The sequence below is a fragment of the Geodermatophilus sp. SYSU D01106 genome (assembly GCF_054049995.1).
The window spans coordinates 347106-369274 of record NZ_JBJGYM010000001.1 but is presented as its reverse complement, the minus strand read 5'-3'; the positions used below and the strand labels follow the sequence as shown (position 1 = coordinate 369274).

Sequence of the window (22169 nt, the reverse complement as noted above, 5' to 3'; positions counted from 1 at the left end):
GCGCTCAGCCGGCCTGGTTGCCGCCGCGCACGACCGAGTCGTCGCGCTGCGCCTCGGCGTCGGTGGTGAGGGTGACGTCGGCCTCGCCGCCGTCGGAGCGGTCCTCGCCGGGCACGCCGTCGACCATGTTCGACTCGGTCGGCCCGTCGGTGGTGTCGGGGGACTCCCCGTAGCCGCTGTGGTCGGTCTCGCTCATCTGGTCCTCCTCAGGAACGGGGGGTGGGGCCCTCGACCTCGCCGGAGGCGTCGCCGCCCCGGGCGCGGGCGACGTCGCTGTCCGCGCGGGCCGGCAGGTCGTCGCCCGCGGCCGCGTCGCGCTCGAGCGCGTCCTCGCGCGTCAGGGGCACGTCCTCGAAGGACGAGCCGCTGTCGCTGTTGTCGCCGGTCCCCGACGCGGTGGGGACGTCCTGCTGGATGCGGTCGCTGCCCTGCGGGTCGGTCACGGGAGGGGCATGCCCGCCGTCGTCCCCCCGAAACGGCCCTTCCCCGGCTGCCGGCCTCGCCGTGTGGTGCCCGACCGCGCCCCGCAGCGCGAGGTCGGGCACCACACCGCGAGGCCGGACCCACACGACGGCCCGACATGACGACGGCCGCCGCCCCCGGGTGGGGACGGCGGCCATCTCGGTGAGGTGCTGGAACGGCCCGCCTGCAGGGGCCCGCCGCGAGCGTGCGAGCGGTGGGGGGCAGGCGGGTCCTCCTAGAACGCGGCCTCGGGGATCTCCATCAGCGCGTTGTCGGTGGCCTCGGCGATGGCCCGCTCCGCGGTGAGCTTCGGCAGCACCTGGGTGCAGAAGAAGCGCGTGGCGGCGAGCTTGCCCTCGTAGAACAGGCGGTCCTTCTCGCCCACCTCGCCGGCGAGGGCGGCGAGGGCCACCTCCGACTGGCGCACGAGCAGCCAGCCGGTGACCAGGTCACCGGCGGCGAGCAGCAGCCGCGAGGTGTTCTGGGCGACCCGGTAGACGTTGGCCATGTCCTCCTGCGCGGCCGTGAGCTGGCCGAACATCGCGGTGAGCATGCCCTGGACGTCGGCGAGGGCGGTGGCCAGCAGCGCCCGCTCCTCCTTGAGGCGACCGTTGCCCACCTCGGCATCGATCGTGGCCTGGATCTGCGAGGCGAGCCAGGTCAGCGCGACGCCGCCGTCCTTGACGATCTTCCGGAAGAAGAAGTCCTGGCCCTGGATCGCCGTCGTGCCCTCGTAGAGGGTGTCGATCTTGGAGTCGCGGATGTACTGCTCGATCGGGTAGTCCTGCAGGAAGCCCGACCCGCCGAGGGTCTGCAGCGACTCCTGGGTGAGCAGCTGGGTGGCCCGCTCGGAGCCGTAGCCCTTGACCACCGGCAGCAGCAGGTCGTTGACGCGGGCGGCCAGCCGCGCCTCCTCGCTGTCCGCGGTGCCGGCGGCCTCGGCCTCGGTCACCTGGTCGCGGAAGCTCGCCGTGTAGAGGTACAGCGCCCGCATGCCCTCGGCGTGCGCCTTCTGCAGCATCAGGGAGCGGCGCACGTCGGGGTGGTGGGTGATGGTCACGCGCGGGGCGTCCTTCGACGTCGCGGTGAGGTCGGCGCCCTGCACCCGCTCCTTCGCGAAGGCCAGGGCCTGCTGGTAACCGGCCGACAGGGTGGCGATCGCCTTGGTGCCCACGAACATCCGGGCGTGCTCGATGACCTTGAACATCTGCGCGATGCCGTCGTGCACCTCGCCGACCAGCCAGCCCTTGGCGGGCACCGGGCCGTCGCCGAAGGTGAGCTCGCAGGTCGTGGAGACCTTGAGGCCCATCTTCTTCTCGACGTTGGTCACGTACACGCCGTTGCGCTCGCCGAGCTCGCCGGTCTCGAGGTCGACGTGGAACTTGGGGACGACGAACAGCGACAGGCCCTTGGTGCCCGGCTTCGCGCCCTCGGGGCGGGCCAGCACGAGGTGGACGATGTTGTCGGAGAGGTCGTGCTCGGCGGAGGTGATGAACCGCTTGACGCCGGTGACGTGCCAGGAGCCGTCGTCCTGGCGCACCGCCTTCGTGCGGCCGGCGCCGACGTCGGAGCCGGCGTCGGGCTCGGTGAGCACCATGGTGGCGCCCCACTTGTGCTCGAGCATCAGCTCGGCCATGCGCTTCTGGTCGGGGGTGCCGAGCTCGTGCAGGACGGCGGCGAAGGCGGCCCACGAGCCGTACATGAAGACGGCGGGGTTGGCGCCGAGCACCATCTCGAAGGCGCCCCAGGTCAGGGCGTGCGGGGCGCCGAAGCCACCGAGGTGCTCGGGCAGGTCGAGGCGGTACCACTCGCCGTCCTCGATCGCGCGCACCGACCGCTTGAAGCTCTCGGGCAGCGTCACCGAGGAGGTGGCCGGGTCGAACACCGGCGGGTTGCGGTCGGCGTCGGTGAAGCTCTCGGCGATCGGGCCCTCGGCCAGCCGGCGGATCTCGGCGAGCACGCCCCGCGCGGTCTCGGCGTCCATCTGCTCGAACGGGCCGGTGCCGAACCGGTCCTTGGTGTCGAGGAACTCGAACAGGTTGAACTCGAGGTCCCGCAGGTTCGCGGTGTAGTGGCTCATGCGGTGTCGCTCCCGTGCTCCGTGCCGGTGGGCGGCGGCAGGTGTGCCTACTCGCCGGTAACGAACGTTATTACCGGCGGGTAACCAGGAGCAAGGGCGCGGCCCGGGACACGCCCGCAGGGGTCAGAGCGGGGTGTCCCGGGCCGTCGGCGCCGGGGAGGAGGCCCGGCGGGCTGGGAGGTGCCGGGCGGGCCCGGCGGGGGTCAGCGGTTGCGGCGTCGGGCGGCCAGCACCGCGCCCAGCAGGGCGGCGAACAAGGCGCCGAGCCCCGCGGCGATGAGCAGCGCCACCACCAGGGGCGCGCGGACGTCGGTGAAGACCAAGCTGATCGGCACCGTCTCGCCGTTGAACACGATGAACAGCACCAGGACCACCGTGACGGCGATGAGCAGGGCCAGCGCCAGGCCGCGGCCGATGGTGCGGCCGGCGGACCCGGCGCGGGAGGGCCGCGGGGCCGGGGTGGTGCCGCCGGACGTGCCACCCGACGTGGCGGCCGGGGTGCCGGCCGTCGGGCCGGAGGCGGTCGTCCCGTAGCCGGTGGCGAAGGGATCGGTGCCCGGCGCGGAGGGCCGGGGCTCGGCGGGCGTTCCGGGAGCGGTCACGCCCGACGGTCTGTCCGCTGGAGGCCCCGCTCAAACGGCCGGCACCCCGCCGGGGGAGCTCAGTCCCGGTGCGCCGCCGGCTCCGTCTCCGCGGGCGGCCAGGACGGGCCCGCGGCGCCGTCGGCCGGGCCGGTGGCCTCCGGGCCGTCGGAGTCCGGGGCCGGCGGGCCCGACGTGTCGCTGCCGAGGGGGCCGACCGAGCGCGGGGAGTCCGGCTCGGGCATCTTCTGCTCGCGCGTGCTCACCGGCCCGAGTCTGCGCGCGCCCCGTGGCGACGGCGACCCGGGCGGCTCAGTCATCGAGCGCGGGGCCGGCCTCGTGCGCCGGGTGCCCGGCCGTGCGCTCGCGCTGCTTCATCCGCGCCTCGAACACGTGCCGGTCCCCGCCGGAGAGCTCCGTGCGGGCCCGCTCGTCGAAGTCGCGGAACGCCGACCAGTAGGACGCGTCGTAGTCCTCGACGATCTGGAAGGTCCAGCGGTCGGCGATGACGTTGCGGCCGACGAGGTCGCGGTCGAGGTCGTCGGCGAGCTGCGTGTGGCCGGCCTCGCGGAACTTCTCGACGGCCTCCTGCAGCAGCCGGTCGGCCTTGCCGGAGTGCTGGTGGAAGCCGTAGAGCTGGCCGCGGGCCTGTTCGATGGTCTCCAGGGCCTCGGAGAGCTTGCCCAGCCCCTCGACGGTCGTGTCGTCGAGGTCGGGACGGGTGCGGTCGGTCACCGGCTCATCCTGCGGGTCCACGGACACGTCTGCCCGGCGAGCGGGGTGCGCTCGCCGGGCAGTCGCCGCGGGGGGAGGAGGGGCCGGAGGGCCCCCGCCGACGCGGGTCAGGCGGCGTCGCCGGCGGCGGAGCGGGCGGTGGCGATGTCGATCAGCCGCTCGGCGAGGTCGCGGCCGTGGGAGGCCGGGCCGTCGGGGCCGAGCAGGCCGCCGGAGAGGTACATGCCGTCGATGATCAGGTGGACCTGCGCGGCGAGGTCCTCACCGACGCCGGGGGCCACCTCCTCGGCCAGCCGCTCCAGCCGGGCGTGCAGCTCGAACTTGTAGTCGGCGGCCGCGCTGCGGGCGGGGTGCTGCGGGTCGTCGTACTCGCTGCTCACGTTCGTGAAGGGGCAGCCGCGGAAGCCGGCGCGGGTGACGTCGGCCTGCACCGAGTCGACGACGGCGAGCAGCGCGGCGCGCGGGTCCGGCGCGAGGTAGAGCAGCTCGTCGATGTGGCCGAGCACCGTGGCGGCCTTGCGGGCGAGGTAAGCGCCGACGAGCTCGTCCTTGCTCTTGAACAGCCGGTAGACGGTCATCTTGCCCAGACCGGTCTCGCGGACGAGCTCGTCCATGCCCACGCTGCGGGAGCTGCGGGCGGCGAACAGGCGCTCGGCGGTGTCCAGGACGATGGCCTCCCGCTCCGCGCGGCTGCGGCGGACCGGGGCCGGGCTGTCGGCGTCGGCGAGGGAGAGGGCGGCGGTCACGACGGCGACTCTGCCGCCTCCCGTGACGGATCAGTTCGCGGCACGCCGGACCCCCGGCACGGGTGATCCCACTGGGGTCCCGAGAGGCGAACGCGCAGGTCGGGACGCCGGTGCCGGGTGGGACCGCTGTGACGACCCGGTTCCGGGACCGGAGTGGCCGGGGGTGCCGCGCGGGTCAGGCGCGGCGGGTCCGGCGGGGGTTGGCGAGCAGCCGTACGACGCGCTCGGCGGCGGCCTGCGCCGTCGTCGCGGGCTCTCCGGTGGGCTCGCCGGGGGTCTCGTGCGCCGGCCGGTCCTCGTGCTGGGTGTCCTCCATGAGGCCCAGCCTGCCCGAGCCGCCGGACCCGGAAACAGGCCCTGAGCTGCGCGGACCCCCAGCGGGTGAGGTGATCCACGTCACCCCGGGACCCGTCCGGCCCGGGGACCGGACGGGTCCGTCCGGCGTCAGCTGCCGGGGGTGTCGGCGGGGCCGTCGCCCATCGGCTGACCCTCCGCGGGGTCCTCGGCGCGGGGCGTGCGGCCGTCGTCGTCGGGCTGCTCGCCGGCGGGGTCGCCCTCCGCGCGCTCCGGCGAGCGTGGCGGCCGTTCGGGCTCGGTCACGGCGTCCTCCTCGGGTCCGTCCTGGTGGTCGAGGGGGCCTTGCCCAGCCCGGCCCGCCGCCGAACCCCCGTCGACCGCGCGCGCCCCGACCTCGCGCGCCCCGACCTGCTCCGCCCCGGGCACCCGCGGCAGCAGCCCGCGCACCGCGGCGGCGTCGGGCAGACCCCCGCGCGCGCCGGGGCCCGTCGTCGACAGTGCCGCCGCGGCCACCGCCTCGCGCACGGCGCCGGGCAGGTCGTCACCCCGGGCGAGGGCGGCGCCGAGGGCGCCGGTGAAGCAGTCACCGGCGCCGGTGGTGTCCACGGCACGCACCGGCGGCGGCGCCTGCAGCAGCGCCGGGCCGTCCGCCGGCACGACCAGCGCCCCGCGCGCGCCGAGGGTGACCACGGTGGCCGCGACGCCGAGACCGCGGGCCAGCTCCGCGAGCTCGGCGGGCGAACGCCCGGCCGGGCCGGCGCCGGCCAGCTGCACGAGCTCGTGCTCGTTGGGCACCAGCACGTCCACCCGCCGCAGCAGCTCTCCCGGCAGCGGCCGGGGCGGTGCCGGGGTGAGCACCACGGTGCCGGACGCGGCGTCCGCGGCGGCCCGCACCGCCTCGAGCGGCACCTCGAGCTGCAGGAGGACGACGTCGGCGCCGCGCACCGCCGGCACGTCGACGTCGGCGGGGGCCAGGGCGGCGTTGGCGCCCGGCACGACGACGATGAGGTTCTCGCCGCTGCCGTCCTCCACGGGGATGGTGGCCGAGCCGGTCGGCGTCCCCGGCGTCGCGAGCACCCCCGCGGTGTCCACGCCCGCCTCCCGCAGCGCGGCCACCTGGCGCCCGCCCGCGGGGTCCTCGCCCACGCGCCCGACCATGGCGACCCCCGCGCCGGAGAGCCGGCCCGCGGCCGCCGCCTGGTTGGCGCCCTTGCCGCCCGGGGCGAGCGCGGCGTCGCGGCCGACGACGGTCTCGCCGCGCCCGGGCAGCCGGTCGACGGCGACCAGCACGTCCTCGTTCAGGCTGCCGACGACGGTGACGGACACGGGCGACCTCCGGGTGCGGGCGGGGCCCTCATCCTGCGGGCGGCCCCGCGTCGGCGTCGGGGGAGGGGGTGGCCTCGTGCCGGCGGGCGGCCAGGGGCAGCGCGTACCAGGTGACCAGCCCGACGAGGAGCACCGCGCCGCCGCCGAGCACGCCCGCCCAGCGCCCGAGGACGACGTCGAGGATGAGCAGCACCCCGGAGCTGATGGCCAGCACCAGCAGCGCCAGCCCGGCCAGCAGCATCCGGTCGGCGACGCGGATCAGCGCGGCCTTGCGGCGGCGGCGGAAGACCAGCCGGTGGAACGACACGGGCGCGATGAGCACCACGGTCGCGAGCGCGGTGGCCAGCAGGGTGACGGTGTAGACGGTCAGCTGGACGTCGTCGAGCTCGCGGAAGCGCGCGGTGAAGGCCAGGCCGAGGAGGAAGGCGAACAGCACCTGGACGCCGGTGATGGCCACCCGGAGCTCCTGCAGCAGCTCGGCGAGGTTCCGGTCGAGCAGCTGGTCGAGGGTCTCCCCGCGCTCCTGGGCGCTGCGCGCGGCCGACGGCGTGTACCGCTGCCCCGTCCCGTCGACGCTCACACGGGGTGCCCTACCCGGCCGCCGCGCGCCGCACCCGTTTCCCGAGGTCGGGAGCGAGGTACCGGCGGGGGACGCGACCGAGGAGGAACCGTGGCCGACGACGACCGGGACGCCATCCGGAAGGACTTCGACGAGGCGGTCAACATGAGCGCCTCGGAGCTGAGGAAGTGGCTGGACACCGACGAGTCGCAGGAGGTCGGCCAGAAGAGCGGCGGGTCCGGCGAGTCGACCGGGCACGAGATGGGCCGCCGCATCGTCGAGCTGCTGGGCAAGAAGAAGGGCGACCTCGACGACGACGACTACGCCGCCATGAAGAAGGTCCACGGCTACGTGCAGCGGCACATGGCGCAGGAGCCGAAGAAGGAGGACGTCGAGTCCTCGAAGTGGCGGTACTCGCTGATGAACTGGGGCCACGACCCCCTGAAGAAGTAGCCGGCGGGTGCGCATCGGCGACCCGCGGCGCAACGACCTCGCCCAGTACGACGGGCTGGCCGACCAGTGGTGGGAGGCCGCCGGCGGGTTCGCGATGCTGCACTGGCTGGCCGCCTCGCGCGCCGGGCACGTCCCGCCGGCGGCCGGCCCGGACGCGCTGCTGGTCGACCTCGCCTGCGGCGGCGGGCTGATGGCGCCGCACGCCGCGCGCCTGGGCTACCGGCACGTCGGCGTCGACCTCGGCGCCGCGGGGCTCCGGGTCGCCGCGGACCACGGCGTCCTCGCGGTGCGCGGGTCGGTGCTCGCGGTGCCGCTGCGCGACGGGTGCGCCGACGTCGTCGTCGCGGGGGAGATCCTCGAGCACGTCGCCGAGCACGAGGCGGTGCTCGCCGAGGCGGCACGGCTGCTGCGCCCCGGCGGCACGCTGGTCGTCGACGCGATCGCCGCGACCCGGCTGGCGGAGGTGGTCGCCGTCCGGATCGCCGAGCGCCTGCCCGGCGGGCCGCCGCCCGGCATCCACGACCCGGCGCTGTTCGTCGACCGGCGCCGGCTGCTGGCGGCCGCCGACCGGCTCGGACTGGACCTGAGGCTGGTCGGCCTGCGGCCCTCGGTGCGCGACGTCGTCGCCTGGCGGCTCGGGCGCCGCGACGTCGTCCGGATGCGGCCGCTGCGCACCACCGCCGTCCTGTTCGCCGGCTACGGCCGCAAGCGGGAGGCGCCCGGGCGGCGCGCCGCCCCGCCCGCACGTACGGTCGAGGGGTGACCGCCTCCCCGACCAGCCCGTTCCCGCGGGGGCCGCGCGGGTGAGCGCCGCCGTGCTGACCGGCGCGGGCGCCGCCCTGCCGGCCACCCTCGACCAGGACGCCGCCTGGGAGGGCTTCTTCGCCCGCCACTACGACGGCGTCCGGGCGGCGAAGCGGATCTGGTCGAGCGCCGGCGTGCGCCGCCGCCACGCGGTGGCCAACCCCGTCGACGAGGACCTCAGCGGGTGGGGCACCGGCGCGCGCATGGCGCGCTACGTCCAGGAGGCGCTGCCGCTGGGCAAGCAGGCCGTGGCGACGGCGCTGGACTCCGCGGGCCTCGCCCCCGGCGACGTCGGCCTGTTCGCCGTGGCCACCTGCACCGGGTACGCCACCCCGGGGCTGGACATCCGGCTGGCCAGCGACCTCGGCATGCCGGCGGGCCTCCAGCGGCTGCTGGTGGGGCACATGGGCTGCTACGCCGCCGTCCCGGGGCTGGCGGCGGTGGGCGACTTCGTCACCGCCCGGTCCCGGCCCGCGGTGCTGCTGTGCTGCGAGCTGACCAGCCTGCACGTGCAGCCGGCCGTGCGGGACCTCGAGCAGGTGGTGGCGCACGCGCTGTTCTCCGACGCCGCGGCGGCCGTCGTCGTCGAGCCCGGCGCGGGCCGCGGCCGCCGGTTGGCCGGCGTCGTCGCCCGCACGGACCCCTCGACGGCCGACCACATGACCTGGGACGTCACCGACCTCGGGTTCCGCATGGGGCTCTCGCCGCGGGTGCCCGACGTGCTCTCCCGGCACGTCGGCGACGTGGTGGCCGAGCTGCTGGACGGCGCCGGGCTGCGCGTCGAGGACGTCGCCGGCTGGGCGGTGCACCCCGGCGGCCCGCGGATCCTCGACGTGGTCCGCGACGAGCTCGGCCTGGCCGAGGAGCAGATCGCCGCCTCCCGGCGGGTGCTCGCCGAGCACGGCAACTGCTCGTCGGCGACCGTGCTCCTGGTGCTGCAGGAGCTGGCCGACGTCGACGGCCCGGTGGTCGCCATGGCCTTCGGTCCGGGGTTGACCCTGTACGCAGCGCTACTGCTGCCCGCCTAACGCGCAGGACAGCCGTTCCAGGCACTACCCTCTGTGACCGCAGTCACGGTCGGAGGGAGGGTGGTCGTGGCAGTTCCGCAGCGCCCGGTCCGCGTCTTCCTCGTCGACGACCACGAGGTGGTCCGCCGTGGCGTGGCGGAGGTCCTCGAGGACGACCCCGGGCTGGTGGTCGTCGGCGAGGCCGGCACCGTCGCGGAGGCCCTGGCGCGCGGTCCCGCCGTGCGGCCCGACGTCGCGGTCGTGGACATGCGGCTGCCCGACGGCGACGGCGCCGAGGTGGTCCGGGGCCTGCGGGACCGGCTGCCCGGCTGCCGGTTCCTGGTGCTGTCGAGCTTCGCCGAGGACGAGGCGGTGGCCGCAGCCCTCGCCGCCGGGGCCGCCGGCTACCTGGTCAAGCAGGTGCGCGGCGCGGACCTGGTCTCGGCGGTGCGCACCGTGGCGGCCGGCGGGACGCTCGCCGGCACCGGGCAGCCGCAGCGGGCGGGGACGGACCGCCGCCTGGCCGGGCTGACGGAGCAGGAGCGCACGGTGCTCGCGCTCATCGGGGAGGGGCTGACGAACCGGCAGATCGGCGCCCGGATGGGGCTGGCCGAGAAGACGGTGAAGAACTACACGAGCCACCTGCTGGCCAAGCTCGGCCTCGAGCGGCGCACCCAGGCGGCCATCCTCGCCACCGAGCTGCGCGGACCCCGTCCCGGCCGCTGACCGCCCGTGCCCTCACGCGGGGCGCGGCACCGTCCAGGTCACCTCGGTCCCGCCGGGTGCGCTGCGCACCGCCAGCCGCCCGCCGCGCCGCTGCGCACGGTCGGTGAGGTTGTCCAGGCCGCTGCGCAGGGGCACCGCGGGCAGGCCGCGGCCGTCGTCGGCCACCACGACCGTGACGTCGGCCCCGCCGGGCGGCCCGGCGTCCACCGTGACCGTCAGTCGCGAGGCCCGGGCGTGCCGGACGGCGTTGGTCACCAGCTCGCGGACCACCGCCAGCAGGTCGTGGGCCAGCGCGCCGGTCAGGCCGTCGACGTCGCCGGTCACGTCCACGCGGCAGTCCAGGCCGCTGTTCTCGGTGACCCGGGTGACGACGTCGGTGAGCCGGAGGCCGAGGTGGTCGGGGGCGTCGGCGGGGTCGTGCAGCTCGAAGATGGCCGAGCGGATCTGCGTGATCGTCTCGTCGAGCTCGTCGACGCTGCGCTCGACGCGGCGGGCCGCGTAGGGGTCGGCCTCCTCCAGCGAGCGGGCGATCCGGTCCAGCGAGAGCGCGGTGGCGTAGATGCGCTGGACGACGTGGTCGTGCAGGTCGCGGGCGATGCGGTCGCGGTCGGCCTGGACCTGCAGCTCGCGCTCGCGGCGCTGGCTGCGGGCGAGTTCGAGGGCGACCGTCACCTGGGTCGCGAAGGAGGTCAGGGCGTCGAGCACGTCGGCGCCGAAGGGCTCGCGGTCCTCGCCCCGCACGCACACCAGCGTCCCCAGCGACCGGCCGAGCGGGACGACCACGCCCGAGCGCGCGCCGCGGGTCAGCTCGACGGCGACCTCCGCGTGCCGCCCCCGCACCGGGTCGGCGCTCATGTCCTCGACCAGTTCGCCGACGCCGCTGCGGTGCACCCGCCCGACGTGGGTGTCCTCGAGCGGGACCCGGACGCCCTCCAGCTCGCCGGCGTACACGCCGGCGGAGGCGAGGATGGTGAGCGCGTCGGGGTCGCCCTCGCGCGCGACGAGCAGGGACGCGCCGTCGGCGCCGGTGAGCGCGACCACCTGCTGCACGATCGACTCGAGGGCCGCGACCGGCTCCGCGCCCGACAGCAGCGCGGTCGAGACCTCGACGGCCGCCTGCGTCCAGGCCCGGCGCTGCTCGGCGGCCTCCGCCAGCCGCGCGTTGCCGATCGCGAGGCCCGCGGCCGCGGCCAGCGCCTGCACCGCCTCCTCGTCGGCCGCGGTGAACTCGCCGCCGTCGCGCTTCTCGGTGAGGTAGAGGTGGCCGAACACCTGCTCGCGCACGCACACCGGGACGCCCAGGAACGACGCCATCGGCGGGTGGCCGGGCGGGAAGCCGACCGAGGCGGGGTGCGCGCCCAGGTCGGCGAGCCGCAGCGGCTCCGGGCGCTCGACCAGCAGGCCGAGGATCCCCGCGCCGGCCGGGGGACGGCCGATGCCGGCCCGGACGGTGTCGTCCATGCCGACGATGACGAAGCGGTCCAGCTCGCGGCCGTCGGCGGTCAGCACGCCCATCGCGCCGTAGGTGGCGTCGGCGTGGGCCACCGCCGCCTCCACGATCTCGCGGAGGGTGGCCTCCAGGTGCTCGCCGGCCGCGGCGGCGCGCACGCCGGCGGTGAGGCCGGGCTCGGGGCCCGCGGCGGTGCGGTCCGGTCGGTCCCCGGGGGGAGGCGGGGGCACGGCCCGTCCCGAGGAGGACGCAGGGGGAGTCGTCGGGGTCACGCGCCGGAGCCCGGGCGCCGGCCGGGGAAGCGCGGCGCGACCGGGCGCAGCAGGGCGCGGCCGGTGCCGTTCACGAGGACGAGGTCGCCGCCGCGTCCGGCGGTGCCCAGCGCGTCGAGCAGTGCCCGCTCGGCGACGACGGTGCGCACCCGGCCGGCGACGCCGGTCTCGGCGACGGCGCGTACCACCGCGGCGTCGGCCCGCGCCAGGGCGGCGGCGCGGCCGGCCTCCCCGGGGGCGTCGACGGCGGCGACCGCGAGCACGGTGCCCTCCCGGCGGGCGGCCTCGCGCAGCGCCCAGGTCAGCGCGCGGTCGGCGGCGGCGGTGCCGTCGACGTCGACCAGGAACGACGGGACGGGCCGGCGGGACGGCAGGGGCAGCAGCCGGATCGGCTCGAGGTGCGGATCGGCGGCCATGACCGGATCCTCACCCGCGTCCGTCCCGCCGGACAGGGACCAAGGGCCCGGTATCCGGAACCGGACCGCCCGCTCGGGTCCCGGTCACCACGGTCGTCCCGTCCTCCTCGGGCGGCCAGGTGACGGGCCGCAGTCCCGCCCGGGTCAGGACGGCGGTCAGGACGGGCGCCTGCTCCTCGCCCACCTCGGCGAGCAGCACCCCGCCCGGCGCCAACCAGCCCGGCGCGCCCGCGGCGATGCGCCGGTGCACGTCGAGGCCGTCGTCGCCGCCGTCGAGCGCGCCGGCCGGCTCGTGCAGCCGCGCCTCGGGCGGCAGGAGGGCGAGCGCGCCGGTGGGCACGTAGGGCGCGTTGGCGACCAGGACGTCGACCCGCCCGCGCAGCCGGTCGGGCAGCGCGGCGTAGAGGTCGCCGCCGTGCACGGTCCCGCCGACGGGGTCGAGGTTGCGCCACGCCCAGGGCAGGGCCGCCGGATCGACGTCGGTCGCGTGCAGCTCACCGAGCTCGACGGCCTCGGCCAGCGCCCGGCCGACGGCGCCGCAGCCGCAGCACAGGTCGACGGCGACCGGCGGCCGGCCGGTCCGCGCCCGGGCGGCGCGGGCCGCACCGGCGGCCCGGGCGACGAGGGCCGCGGTGCGCTGCCGCGGCACGAACACCCCCGGGCCGACGGCGATCCGCAGGCCGCAGAACTCGACCGCACCCAGCAGGTGCTCCAGCGGCTCCCCGGCTGCCCGGCGGGCGGCCAGCGCCTCCAGCTCGCCGGGCGTCGCCGCGGCCTCGGCGAGCAGGCGGGCCTCGTCCTCGGCGAAGACGCAGCCGGCCGCGCGCAGCCGGGCGACGAGGGCCGCGGTGCCGGCGGGGGAGAGGTGCACGGGGCCAGGCTGCCAGGGCGGCGGGCCGGGACGCCCTGTGCGCCGGGTCAGGTCGCCGCGAGGAGGCGGCGCAGCGGCGGCGGGAGGGCGCCCGGGTCCAGGTGCTCGACGAGGGCCCGCGCGTAGCGGGCCTTGCGCCCGCTGGTGGTGCCGAGCCACCGGCGCAGCTGGGCCTCCGGGCTGCGGCCGCGCTGGGCCGGCTGATGGCGGAAGGTCTCCAGCGCGCGGGCCTCCCGCTGGGCGGTCACCACCGCCTCGACGCCGGCCACCCCCGCCGCGCGGACCAGCTCCTCCTCCAGGTCGGCCACGCAGGCGAAGAAGCCGCGCGCCGCGAGGTCGCCGGCGTCGGCGGCGCCCAGCGCCCGCCGGAAGAACGCCTCCTCGCCGACGTCGTAGAGGCCGCGCAGGCGGTCGCCGAGACCGGCGGCGGTCAGCTCCGCCACCTGCCGGGCCACGCCCCCGGCGCCGCCCAGCGCGACGACCCGGACGCCCTCTGCGGCCAGGTCCCGGCCCAGGGCGCGGGCGGCGGCGAGCACGGCCTCACGGTCGCTGGCCCCCTCGACCAGCACCACGGCCCGGGGGAGGGGATCGGGCGCGGTCACCCGCGGGACTGTCCCAGACGGCGCGCCGGGCGCCCAGGATGTCGAGACCGGCCGGGCTGCGTCGTCCCCCGGACGGAGCGGCCGACGGGGCCGCGCGACGGACAGGAGGACCACGTGGCGCTCACGCGGATGGACAACGTGCTCGTCGTCGTCGAGGACCTGGACGCGGTCATCGCGTTCCTCGTCGCGCTCGGCATGGAGCTCGAGGGCAGGGGACCGGCCGAGGGGCGGTGGGTGGAGCGGGTCATCGGCCTCGACGACGTCCGCCAGGAGGTCGCGGTGCTGCGGGTGCCCGGCGGTCCCGGCCGGATCGAGCTGGCGTCGTTCCGGACGCCGGCGGCGGTCCGCTCCGGGCCGGTGGACGCACCCGCCAACACGCTCGGCATCCGGCGGGTCATGTTCGCCGTCGACGACGTCGAGGAGACCGTCGCCCGGCTCCGCGCCCACGGGGCGGAACTCGTCGGGGAGATCGTGGAGTACGAGGACCTGTACCGGCTGTGCTACGTCCGCGGCCCCGAGGGGATCGTCGTCGGACTGGCGGAGGAGCTCCGCCGAGGGAAGCCGCTCGGGGACTCGGAGAGCGGGTGACGAGAATCGAACTCGCACTGTCAGCTTGGGAAGCTGATGTTCTGCCATTGAACTACACCCGCGATGGCCCGGAGGCCGGTCGCCAGCGTAGCAAGGCGCCCGGCGATGAGTCCCGCGGCCGGTGCCGGTCTGTCCCCCGGGAGGGTCAGCCGACCGCCCGCCGCCGACCGACGGGAGCACCGACCGTGCCGAGGACCGCGCCGCAGGACGTCTGGCCCGTCGTCGCCGCCGAGCGCCGGGCGCTGGCCGACGACCTCACCGGGCTGACGCCCGCGCAGTGGGCCACGCCGTCGCTGTGCGCCGGCTGGGACGTGCACGACGTGCTCGCGCACCTGCTCGGCAGCGCGCGGACGACGCCGCTGCGGTTCCTGGCCGGCATGGTGGCAGCCCGGTTCGACTTCGACGCCGCCAACGAGGCCGAGCTGCGCGCCGCGCGGGCCGCCGACCCGGAGGAGACGCTGGCCGCCTTCCGCGCCGTCGCCGGCCGCCGGACCGGCCCGCCCGCCCCGCGGGACACCCGGCTGGTGGAGGCGTTCGTGCACGGGGAGGACGTGCGGCGCCCGCTCGGCATCCCCTCCGACCCGCCCCGCGACGTCGTGGCCCGGGCGCTGCTGGCGCACGTGCGCAGCGGGGAGGCCGTGGGCGGCGGCCGGCAGCGGGTCGCGGGCGTCACCCTGGTGGCCACCGACACCGACCTGCGGCACGGCACGGGCCCGGTGGCCGAGGGGCCGGTGCTCTCGCTGCTGCTCGTCGCCGCCGGCCGCCGGGCGGCCCTGGGGGACCTCGCCGGCCCGGGCGCCGCCGTGCTCGCCGGCCGACGGTGAGGCCGCTCAGTCCCGCGGGCGCGGGCTGCGGATCGTGACGGTGGTGCCGTCCGGGCCGGGCACCGCGGTGACCTCGGCGAAGGCGCTCATCAGCATCGAGCCGCGGCCGCGGTCCATGCTCGAGGTGCGCTCCCGCCACTGGCCGGTGTCCTGCACCGCGATCTCCACGGCGCCGTCGTCGACCGACACCCGCACCTCGACCACCGGCTCCCGCGGGTCCTGGGCGTGCTCGATCGCGTTGGTGGCCGCCTCGCAGGAGGCCAGCACCAGGTCGTAGGCGCGGTCGTCGTCGATCCCGGCGTCGGCGAGGAAGCCGCGCAGCCGGCGGCGCAGCGGCGGGATCGACGCCGCCGCCGAGGGGAACCGCCAGGTGGCCCGCCGAGCGCCGTCGGCCGGGACGGCCGGGGCCGGCGCGCTCGACGGCGCCAGGTCGGCCGCGTCGCCGGCGCGGGGCCGCGGGGGCGGCGGGGCGGCCGCGGGAGCCGGCCGGTGCGCGTGCGCCGGCGGCGGGAGCGCGGCACGGCGTCCCCGCGCGCGCTCGAGGACGGCCCGCAGCCGGCCGAGCAGCTCGGCGGACTCGAACGGCTTGGGCAGGTAGTCGTCGACGCCGGCGTCGAAGCCCTCGACGGCGGCCTCCTGGCCGGCGCGGGCGGTGAGCATCACCACCGGGACGTCGCGGGTGCCGGGGTCGGCCCGCAGCGCCTGGAGCAGCCCAAACCCGTCGAGTCCCGGCATCATCACGTCGGTCAGCACGATGTCGGGCAGGGCGGCCCGGGTCTCGCGCAGCGCCTCCTCGCCGTCGGCGGCGGTCCGCACCGTCCACGACGGCGCGAGCAGCCGGGTGAGGTAGGAGCGCATGTCGGCGTTGTCGTCGACGACCAGGACGGTGCCCAGCGCCTCCTCCGCCGCGGCGGGGCGCGCCCGCCGGCCGGGGTCGTCGTCCCAGGGCGTCAGGGCGGCGGCGCGGACGGCGGCCGGGGTCGACGGCGGCGCGCTCGCGGCGTCGGGCTCGCCCCAGGGCAGCCGGACGGTGAAGGTGCTGCCGGCGCCGGGCGTGCTCCGCACCCCGACGGTGCCGCCGTGCAGGTCGACGAGCTCGCGCACCAGGGCGAGGCCCAGGCCGGTGCCCTCGCGGCTGCGGGCGGGGGAGTCGGTCACCCGGTGGAACCGGTCGAACAGCGCCGGCAGCTCCTCGGCGGGGATGCCCACGCCGGTGTCGGAGACGGTCAGCTCGACCCCGTCGTCCACGGCGGCCAGCCGCACGGTGATGCCGCCGACGAACGTGTACTTGACCGCGTTGGCGACCAGGTTGAGGACGACCTTCTCCCACATCCGCGGGTCGACGGCGACCGGCCGGGGGAGCGGCGGGCAGTCGACGGTGAGCGTCAGCCCGGCGCGCTCGGCGGCGGCGCGCAGCACGCCGGCGAGCTCGGCGGTGTCGGCGGCGAGGTCGGTGGCCACCCGCACCGCGGCCGTCCGGCCGGCCTCGATGCTGACGAACTCGAGCAGGTCGTTGACCAGGCGCTGCAGGCGCTGGCCGTTGCGCAGCGCGAGGACGAGCTGGTCGTGCGCGGCGGGCGGCAGCTGGTCGCCGGCCTCGTCGAGCGCGTCGGAGATGGGGGCGAGCAGCAGGGTCAGCGGGGTGCGCAGCTCGTGGCTGACGTTGGCGAAGAAGGTGGTCTTGGCCCGGTCGAGCTCCGCGAGGGCCTCGGCGCGGGCGCGCTCGCCGGCGTAGGCGCGGGCGTCGACGACGGCCCCGGCGACCTGCCCGGCGAGCAGCTGGTGGAAGGAGCGGTACTCGGCGTCGAGGGCGCGCGCCGGGCTGACGCCGACCAGCAGCGCGCCGACCGGCTCACCTCCGGACCCGCCGGACAGCGGGAGGGTGACGGCGTCGGTGACCGGCTCGCCGAACGGCCCGCCGGTGACGCCCAGGCCGGCGACCGGGACCGCCGCGAGGTCGGGCAGGCCGCCGGCGGTCGCGGGCAGCAGGCCGGCGTCGACCCCGCAGGTGGCCGCCCGCTGCAGCCGCCCGTCGTCGTCGGTGAGGTAGACGGCGGCGAACGGGACGTCGAGCGGACCGGTGGCGAGGGCGGCGCACACCTGTGTCGCGAGGTCGTGCTCGTCCTCGCGGCGCCCGCCGGCGCCGGCCACCTCCTGCAGCAGCACCTGCCGCCGCTCGGCCAGCACCTGCCGGGTGACCTCGGTGCAGACGGCGTGCATGCCGGCCACCTCGCCGTCGTCCCCGAAGGCCGGGGCGTGGGAGACGGTGAAGTAGGTCTCCTCGCGGTACCCGGCCCGCTCGAGGAGCAGGAGCAGCTGCGGGATCCAGGTCGGGACGCGGGTGGCCATGGCCTGCTCGATCGGACCCTGCAGCGAGGTCCAGTGCTCGGCCTGGGTCACGCGGAGGTCGCCGCCGAGGGCGGCGGGGTGCTTGGCGCCGATGAGGGTGGCGTAGCCGTCGTTGTAGAACTGGGTGAACTCCGGTCCCCAGGTGAGGATCATCGGGAACCGCGAGGCCAGCACGGTGCGGATGGCGTAGCGCAGGCTCGCCGGCCACGTCCCCACCGGACCGACCGGCGTCGCCGCCCAGTCGACGGCGGCCATCAGCCGGCCGTTCTCGCTGCCGCCGGCGAACACGTCGGCGACGTCGGGCCCCGACGGGATGTCCTGGACGCCGGGGCGCGCGGCGGCATCCGGGGCCACGCACACCTCCACGGCACAGCAGCGCCGGCCCGCCGGGGACGGGACGGCGTCGGAACTGGCGGCCGAGTACGGCCACCGACTGGCTGCACGGTACATCCGCCCGCTGGGGAGCCGCCGCGACGGTGGAGGCCCCTAGCGCCGCATCTCGCCGAGGAAGCCGATGGCCTCCGACCGCAGCCGCTCGGCCATCTGCGACAGGCCGGTGACGTCGGTGTCGGTGGTGCCCAGGGACGCCGACCCGTCGACGGCCGCGGCGATCCCGTCGACGAGGCCGTTCATCTCGCCCACGGTGGTGCCGACCGAGCCGATGACCGCGGTGACCTCGTCGCACGCGGCGCGGATCGCCTCGACCTGCGTGGTCACCCGCTCGGTGGCCGAGGCGGTCTGGTCGGCGAGGTCCTTGACCTCGGAGGCGACGACGGCGAAGCCCTTGCCCGCCTCCCCGGCGCGCGCGGCCTCGATGGTGGCGTTGAGCGCCAGCAGCCGGGTCTGGGCGGCCACCGACTCGATGAGCGCGATGACCTGGCGGATCTCGGCGGAGGTGCGGGTGAGCGAGGTCAGCGTGGCCGAGGCGTCGCCGACGGCGCCGGAGGCGGCCGAGGACGCGGTGGTCAGCCCGGCGGCCGAGGCGCTCATCTCGGTGGCCGCCGTCGCCACCTGCTCGCTCATCGCCAGCACGACGGACTCGAAGTCGTCGGCCAGGCGCAGCCGCGAGGTCTGCGCGTCGGTGACCCGCCCGGCGGTCTCGCGCATGGCGTCGCGGGCGGTGTTGATGTCGGTCGCGGCCTGCCGGTAGGCCCCGCTGAGGCCGGTGAGCAGCACCTTGCGGTGGTAGCGGCCCTCGGCGGCCGAGGTCAGCGCGGCGCGCGACTCGCGGACGAAGGCGTCGCTGACGTCGAGCGCGCGGTTGACGCCGTGCTGCAGGGCGACGAGCTCGGGGACGTCCTCCGAGCCGGCCACGGGCACGGCGCGGGCCTCGAGGTCGCCGCGGGCGGCGGCCTCGCACGTCTCGGTCAGGCGGCGCACGAAGGCGCGGTAGGCCTCCAGCTCGGCGGCGTCGGAGCGGTTCCGGGAGCGCGCCACGTCAGTTCTCCTCCTGGCTGATGACCGTCCAGATGAAGTCCTCGTAGGAGGCGGCCTGCTCGGCGACGACCTGGCCGAGCAGCTCCGACGACGCCGCGACGGCGGCACGCGCGTGGGGGTGGCGGCGCTCCTCGGCGAGCAGCCGCTCGTAGAGCGGGCGGATGCGGTCGAGCGCGCGGCGCGAGGGCCGTCGCCGGTTGGAGTGGTAGCCGACGACCGCGCCGTCGGGGCCGTAGGACGGCGTCACGTGGGCGAGCACCCAGTAGTTCGCGCCGTCGGCGGCGAGGTTGTTCACGTAGGCGAACAGCTCCTGGCGGGCGGCCAGGGTGTCCCACAGCAGCTTGAACACCGCGCGCGGCATGTCGGGGTGCCGGATGAGGTTGTGCGGCTGCCCGATGACCTCGTCGAGGGAGTAGGCGCCCACGCGGAGGAACACGTCGTTGGCGTAGGTGATGACGCCGCGCAGGTCGGTCTTGGAGACGATCAGCTCCTCGGCCGCGAAGCTGCGCTCCTCGCCGGTGGGCCGCACGGCCGTGCGGCCGCTGCGGCCGGTCCGGGGGCGGGTGTCGAGCACGCGGTGTCCTCCTGCGTCGGGTGGTCCTCCCCGCAGATATCGGCAGGTGGCGTTCCGGGTGCAGCCGGACCGCCCGGTCCGGGACCTCGGTCCCTGACCGGGCGGCCCGAGGGGTCAGCTGCCGACGACGAGGCCGCGGCAGGAGACCGAGCAGTCCATCGCCCAGAGCGACGCCGGGATGCCGCCCAGGCGGGCCGAGCGGACCAGCCGCTGGCCGTCCGGGCCGGTGCGGGTCTCGGGCGTCGCCGAGCCGCCGCCGGTTGGGGTGCCGCCGGGGGCCGTCCCGCCGGGAGCCGTGCCGCCGCCGGGCGCGGTGCCGCCACCGGGTGCCGTCCCGCCGGGAGCCGTGCCGCCGCCCGGTGCGGAGCCCCCGCCCGGCGCCGTGCCGCCGGGTGCCGTGCCGGACCCGCCCGGGGGCGGGGTGGCGGAGCCGCTGCCGCCGTCCGGAGCGGGGGTCGCGCCGGCCGCCGGGGCCGCCACGTACTCGAGGACGTCCTCGAGCACCTGCGACCGCCCGTCCGGCGCGAAGACCGTGACGTCGTAGCGGCCGACCACCCGCGCCGGCGTCGTGAACACCAGCGACGTCGTCGACGAGCGGACCACCGTCGCGGCGGCCGAGTCGCCGATCCGGACCCGTGCGCCCGAGGGCAGCGCCTGGCCGTTGACCCGCACCCGCGTCCCGCCCGACGCCCCGACGGTGACGGGGGTGATCGAGGTGATCCGGAAGTCGCCCACCCCGGGGTAGGTCACCGTGCCCGTGCCGGACGACGGCGGGGTGCCGCCGGTGCCCGAGCCGCCGGTGCCCGAGCCGCCGGTGCCGGATCCTCCGGTGCCGGACCCGCCCGTGCCGGATCCTCCGGTGCCGGACCCGCCCGTGCCCGACCCGTTGTCCGTGTCGGGCGTCTGCGCGCCGTCGCCCGGGGCGCCCGAGCCACCCGTGCCGGAGCCGCCGGTGCCGGAGCCACCCGTGCCGGAGCCGCCGGTGCCGGAGCCGCCGGTGCCGGAGCCACCCGTCCCGGAGCCGCCGGTGCCCGAGCCGCCGGTGCCCGAGCCGCCGGTGCCGGACCCGCCGGTGCCCGAGCCGCCGGTGCCGGACCCGCCGGTGCCCGAGCCGCCGGTGCCCGAGCCGCCGGTGCCGGAGCCGCCGGTGCCCGAGCCGCCGGTGCCCGAGCCGCCGGTGCCGGAGCCGCCCGTGCCCGAGCCGCCCGTGCCGGACCCGTCGGCCGGCCGGTCGGGTCCCGCCTCGGCCGCGGTGCCCACGAGCAGCGGGGCCGCCCGCGTGCCGCCGAGCGCGGCGCCGTCGCGGGTGAGCTGGACGGTGAGCACGTACCTGCCGTCGCCCAGCGACACCGAGGGCCGCAGCGCCAGGCCGTCGAGGGAGGTCCGGGCGCCCAGGCTGAAGACGGCCCGGCCGTCGTCGCCGGTGGTGACGGTCGCGCCGTCGAGGCCCATCTCGGCGCCGGCGACGGCCCACACCTCGCCCTCGTGCTGCATGCCGAGGCCCAGGGTCACGCTGAACGTCCCGGGCGCCGTCGTGCCGCTCACCGCGACCGTCGGGCTGACCACGCCGGCCGGGGCGGACATGCCGGTGAACGTGTAGTCGACCGAGTCGAGCACCCGCTCGGCCAGGCCGGTCAGCGACAGGCGCCCGCCGCTCACCGACCGGCCGCGGAAGGCGGCGACCGGGTCGGTGTCCTCGAGCAGCGCCTGCTTGAGCTCGGCGATCGAGGCGGTCGGCATCGCAGCCCGGTACAGCGCCAGGGCAGCGGCCACGTGCGGCGCCGCGATCGAGGTGCCGCCGACGAGGCGGTAGCCGCCGTCGTTCCAGGTCGTCGCCACCAGGTTGCCCGGGGCGAAGAGGTCGACCGACGTCGCGCCGTAGGCGGACGAGGGGGTGACGGTGTCGGACGCGGTGCTGGACCCGACGGTCACCAGGTTCGCCTCGGTGTAGCTGGCCGGGTACACGGGCTGGGTGTCGCGGTTGCCCGCGTCGTTGCCGGCCGCCGCGACCACGAGGACCCCCTTGGACCCGGCGTAGGCGATGGCCGAGCGGACCGCCTCGAGCGGCGCGCCGGTGAAGGCCCCGCCCCAGGAGGCGTTGACGACGTCCGCGCCGTGGTCGGCGGCGTAGCGGATCGCCTCGGCGCCGAGGTACGCGTCGACGCCGCTCCCGCTGCCGATCACCAGCGGCATGATCGTCGCGTCGGGTGCGATGCCCGCGGTGCCCCGGCCGTTGCCGGCCCGGGCACCGATCGTCCCGGAGACGTTGGTGCCGTGGGTGCCCTGCGCGCCGTTGTCCACGTCGGGGGAGTTCGTCGTGAAGTTCCACCCGTGGCAGTCGCCGGCCTTGCCGTTGCGGTCGGTGTCGACGGTGCCGCAGGGTTCCGCCGGGTTGGTCCACAGGGCCCCGGCGAGGTCCTCGTGGTCGGAGTCGAAGCCCGTGTCGACCACCGCCACCACGGTGCCCGCGCCGGTCCCGACGGCCCAGCCGTCGGTGGCGTCGGCGTCGGCGTCGGCCACCGCGGCCTGGTTGTAGGCGTTGGCCCCGGTGTTCTCGAGGTTCCAGCCGTACTGCGCCCAGTAGGGGTCGCTGACGGTGCCGAGCACCGGGACCTCGGGCGAGCGCTCCACCGCCGCCACGCCGTCGACGGCCCCGAGGTCGGCGGCGGACAGCTCTGCGGTGGCGACGAGCGCGCGGCCGTCGCTCAGCCGCTGCGCGTTCTCGACGCCGTCGAGGGCCTCCAGCGCGCCGAGCAGCCCGGCGGCGTCGCCGCTGTCCGCCGTCACCACGTAGCGGTCCAGGCCGTCACCGGGCCCGAAGTCCTCGGCGACCGGCAGCGCCGGTGCGGCCAGCGCGGTGTACGCCGCCGCGCCGGCGTAGCCGACCACGACGGCCGACACGAGCACGGCTGCCTGCGTGCGCCTGCTGAGGGTGGACACGTCCGCCTCCCTGCCGGCCCGGGTCCCCCGCCCGGCCGGCGGCCGGCGCCCCGACGGGCCGGCACGACGG

General features: G+C 77.1%; 24 protein-coding genes and 1 tRNA gene. 6 read left to right on the top strand and 19 right to left on the bottom strand.

What is annotated here, in order from left to right; all coding sequences use genetic code 11:
- Positions 1-4 precede the first annotated feature (4 nt).
- The 10 genes from ACI78R_RS01920 to ACI78R_RS01875 form a co-directional block, all read right to left on the bottom strand.
- The gene (locus ACI78R_RS01920) at positions 5-196 is read right to left on the bottom strand and encodes a hypothetical protein (RefSeq protein WP_073420995.1); all 192 of its coding nucleotides are present in this window, start codon (positions 194-196) and stop codon (positions 5-7) included.
- Between the two features lie 10 nt (positions 197-206).
- Positions 207-443, bottom strand: a complete 237-nt coding sequence (locus ACI78R_RS01915) for a hypothetical protein (RefSeq protein ID WP_073421883.1) — start codon at positions 441-443, stop codon at positions 207-209.
- A 254-nt stretch (positions 444-697) separates the two neighbouring features.
- On the bottom strand, positions 698-2542 hold the full coding sequence (locus ACI78R_RS01910; RefSeq protein ID WP_457039463.1) for an acyl-CoA dehydrogenase: 1845 nt from the start codon (positions 2540-2542) through the stop codon (positions 698-700).
- A gap of 203 nt (positions 2543-2745) precedes the next feature.
- Positions 2746-3144, bottom strand: coding sequence for a lipopolysaccharide assembly protein LapA domain-containing protein (locus ACI78R_RS01905; RefSeq protein ID WP_073420997.1), 399 nt, complete (start codon positions 3142-3144; stop codon positions 2746-2748).
- A gap of 59 nt (positions 3145-3203) precedes the next feature.
- The gene (locus ACI78R_RS01900; protein WP_073420998.1) at positions 3204-3389 is read right to left on the bottom strand and encodes a hypothetical protein; all 186 of its coding nucleotides are present in this window, start codon (positions 3387-3389) and stop codon (positions 3204-3206) included.
- 46 nt (positions 3390-3435) lie between these two features.
- Complete coding sequence (locus tag ACI78R_RS01895) at positions 3436-3858, bottom strand: hypothetical protein (RefSeq protein ID WP_073420999.1); 423 nt, start codon at positions 3856-3858, stop codon at positions 3436-3438.
- 107 nt (positions 3859-3965) lie between these two features.
- Positions 3966-4604: a TetR/AcrR family transcriptional regulator gene (locus tag ACI78R_RS01890; protein ID WP_073421000.1), complete on the bottom strand. Its 639-nt coding sequence runs from the start codon at positions 4602-4604 to the stop codon at positions 3966-3968.
- Between the two features lie 175 nt (positions 4605-4779).
- Entirely contained in the window at positions 4780-4920 is a 141-nt protein-coding gene (locus tag ACI78R_RS01885; RefSeq protein ID WP_175562896.1) for a hypothetical protein, read from the bottom strand.
- Positions 4921-5048: 128 nt separating this feature from the next.
- On the bottom strand, positions 5049-6227 hold the full coding sequence (locus ACI78R_RS01880) for a PfkB family carbohydrate kinase (RefSeq protein WP_457039462.1): 1179 nt from the start codon (positions 6225-6227) through the stop codon (positions 5049-5051).
- A gap of 28 nt (positions 6228-6255) precedes the next feature.
- On the bottom strand, positions 6256-6807 hold the full coding sequence (locus tag ACI78R_RS01875; RefSeq protein WP_073421001.1) for a DUF6328 family protein: 552 nt from the start codon (positions 6805-6807) through the stop codon (positions 6256-6258).
- 90 nt (positions 6808-6897) lie between these two features.
- On the opposite strand from ACI78R_RS01875, the gene ACI78R_RS01870 reads away from it, so the two are divergent.
- From ACI78R_RS01870 to ACI78R_RS01855, 4 genes are all read left to right on the top strand, one after another.
- Positions 6898-7239: a DUF3140 domain-containing protein gene (locus tag ACI78R_RS01870; RefSeq protein ID WP_073421002.1), complete on the top strand. Its 342-nt coding sequence runs from the start codon at positions 6898-6900 to the stop codon at positions 7237-7239.
- A gap of 7 nt (positions 7240-7246) precedes the next feature.
- Positions 7247-8002 (top strand): methyltransferase domain-containing protein, encoded by a 756-nt coding sequence (locus tag ACI78R_RS01865; protein ID WP_457039461.1) that lies wholly within the window; start codon positions 7247-7249, stop codon positions 8000-8002.
- A gap of 40 nt (positions 8003-8042) precedes the next feature.
- Positions 8043-9071 (top strand): type III polyketide synthase, encoded by a 1029-nt coding sequence (locus tag ACI78R_RS01860; RefSeq protein ID WP_457039460.1) that lies wholly within the window; start codon positions 8043-8045, stop codon positions 9069-9071.
- 66 nt (positions 9072-9137) lie between these two features.
- Positions 9138-9776 (top strand): response regulator, encoded by a 639-nt coding sequence (locus ACI78R_RS01855; RefSeq protein WP_457039459.1) that lies wholly within the window; start codon positions 9138-9140, stop codon positions 9774-9776.
- A gap of 12 nt (positions 9777-9788) precedes the next feature.
- Here ACI78R_RS01855 and ACI78R_RS01850 read toward each other — a convergent pair whose 3' ends face one another.
- The 4 genes from ACI78R_RS01850 to ACI78R_RS01835 are packed head-to-tail and all read right to left on the bottom strand — an operon-like array spanning position 9789 to position 13387.
- A complete protein-coding gene (locus ACI78R_RS01850; RefSeq protein ID WP_457039458.1) occupies positions 9789-11456 on the bottom strand; it encodes a GAF domain-containing protein in 1668 nt (555 codons plus the stop codon).
- 38 nt (positions 11457-11494) lie between these two features.
- Positions 11495-11914, bottom strand: coding sequence for a hypothetical protein (locus ACI78R_RS01845; RefSeq protein WP_457039457.1), 420 nt, complete (start codon positions 11912-11914; stop codon positions 11495-11497).
- Between the two features lie 10 nt (positions 11915-11924).
- Positions 11925-12785 carry a putative protein N(5)-glutamine methyltransferase gene (locus ACI78R_RS01840; protein WP_457039456.1) on the bottom strand — a complete coding sequence of 287 codons (861 nt, stop codon included), beginning with the start codon at positions 12783-12785 and terminating at the stop codon, positions 11925-11927.
- Positions 12786-12832: 47 nt separating this feature from the next.
- A complete protein-coding gene (locus tag ACI78R_RS01835; RefSeq protein ID WP_457039455.1) occupies positions 12833-13387 on the bottom strand; it encodes a TOPRIM nucleotidyl transferase/hydrolase domain-containing protein in 555 nt (184 codons plus the stop codon).
- Between the two features lie 114 nt (positions 13388-13501).
- Here ACI78R_RS01835 and ACI78R_RS01830 point away from each other — a divergent pair, with 114 nt between their 5' ends.
- A complete protein-coding gene (locus tag ACI78R_RS01830; RefSeq protein ID WP_457039454.1) occupies positions 13502-13975 on the top strand; it encodes a VOC family protein in 474 nt (157 codons plus the stop codon).
- Here the strand turns inward: ACI78R_RS01830 and ACI78R_RS01825 are convergent.
- Positions 13967-14037: transfer RNA gene (locus ACI78R_RS01825), tRNA-Gly, on the bottom strand. The two genes, ACI78R_RS01830 and ACI78R_RS01825, sit on opposite strands and share 9 nt — an antisense overlap.
- Before the next feature lie 123 nt (positions 14038-14160).
- Between ACI78R_RS01825 and ACI78R_RS01820 the strand changes: the two genes are divergently transcribed.
- Positions 14161-14799: a maleylpyruvate isomerase family mycothiol-dependent enzyme gene (locus tag ACI78R_RS01820; RefSeq protein WP_457039453.1), complete on the top strand. Its 639-nt coding sequence runs from the start codon at positions 14161-14163 to the stop codon at positions 14797-14799.
- Positions 14800-14805: 6 nt separating this feature from the next.
- Here the strand turns inward: ACI78R_RS01820 and ACI78R_RS01815 are convergent, their stop codons facing one another.
- The 4 genes from ACI78R_RS01815 to ACI78R_RS01800 all read right to left on the bottom strand — a co-directional run bounded on the left by ACI78R_RS01815 (position 14806) and on the right by ACI78R_RS01800 (position 22099).
- The gene (locus tag ACI78R_RS01815) at positions 14806-17502 is read right to left on the bottom strand and encodes an ATP-binding protein (protein ID WP_457039452.1); all 2697 of its coding nucleotides are present in this window, start codon (positions 17500-17502) and stop codon (positions 14806-14808) included.
- Positions 17503-17634: 132 nt separating this feature from the next.
- On the bottom strand, positions 17635-18585 hold the full coding sequence (locus ACI78R_RS01810; RefSeq protein WP_457039451.1) for a methyl-accepting chemotaxis protein: 951 nt from the start codon (positions 18583-18585) through the stop codon (positions 17635-17637).
- 1 nt (position 18586) lies between these two features.
- Positions 18587-19159, bottom strand: coding sequence for a PAS domain-containing protein (locus tag ACI78R_RS01805; RefSeq protein ID WP_073421025.1), 573 nt, complete (start codon positions 19157-19159; stop codon positions 18587-18589).
- Between the two features lie 114 nt (positions 19160-19273).
- Positions 19274-22099: a S8 family serine peptidase gene (locus ACI78R_RS01800; RefSeq protein WP_457039450.1), complete on the bottom strand. Its 2826-nt coding sequence runs from the start codon at positions 22097-22099 to the stop codon at positions 19274-19276.
- Positions 22100-22169 lie beyond the last annotated feature (70 nt).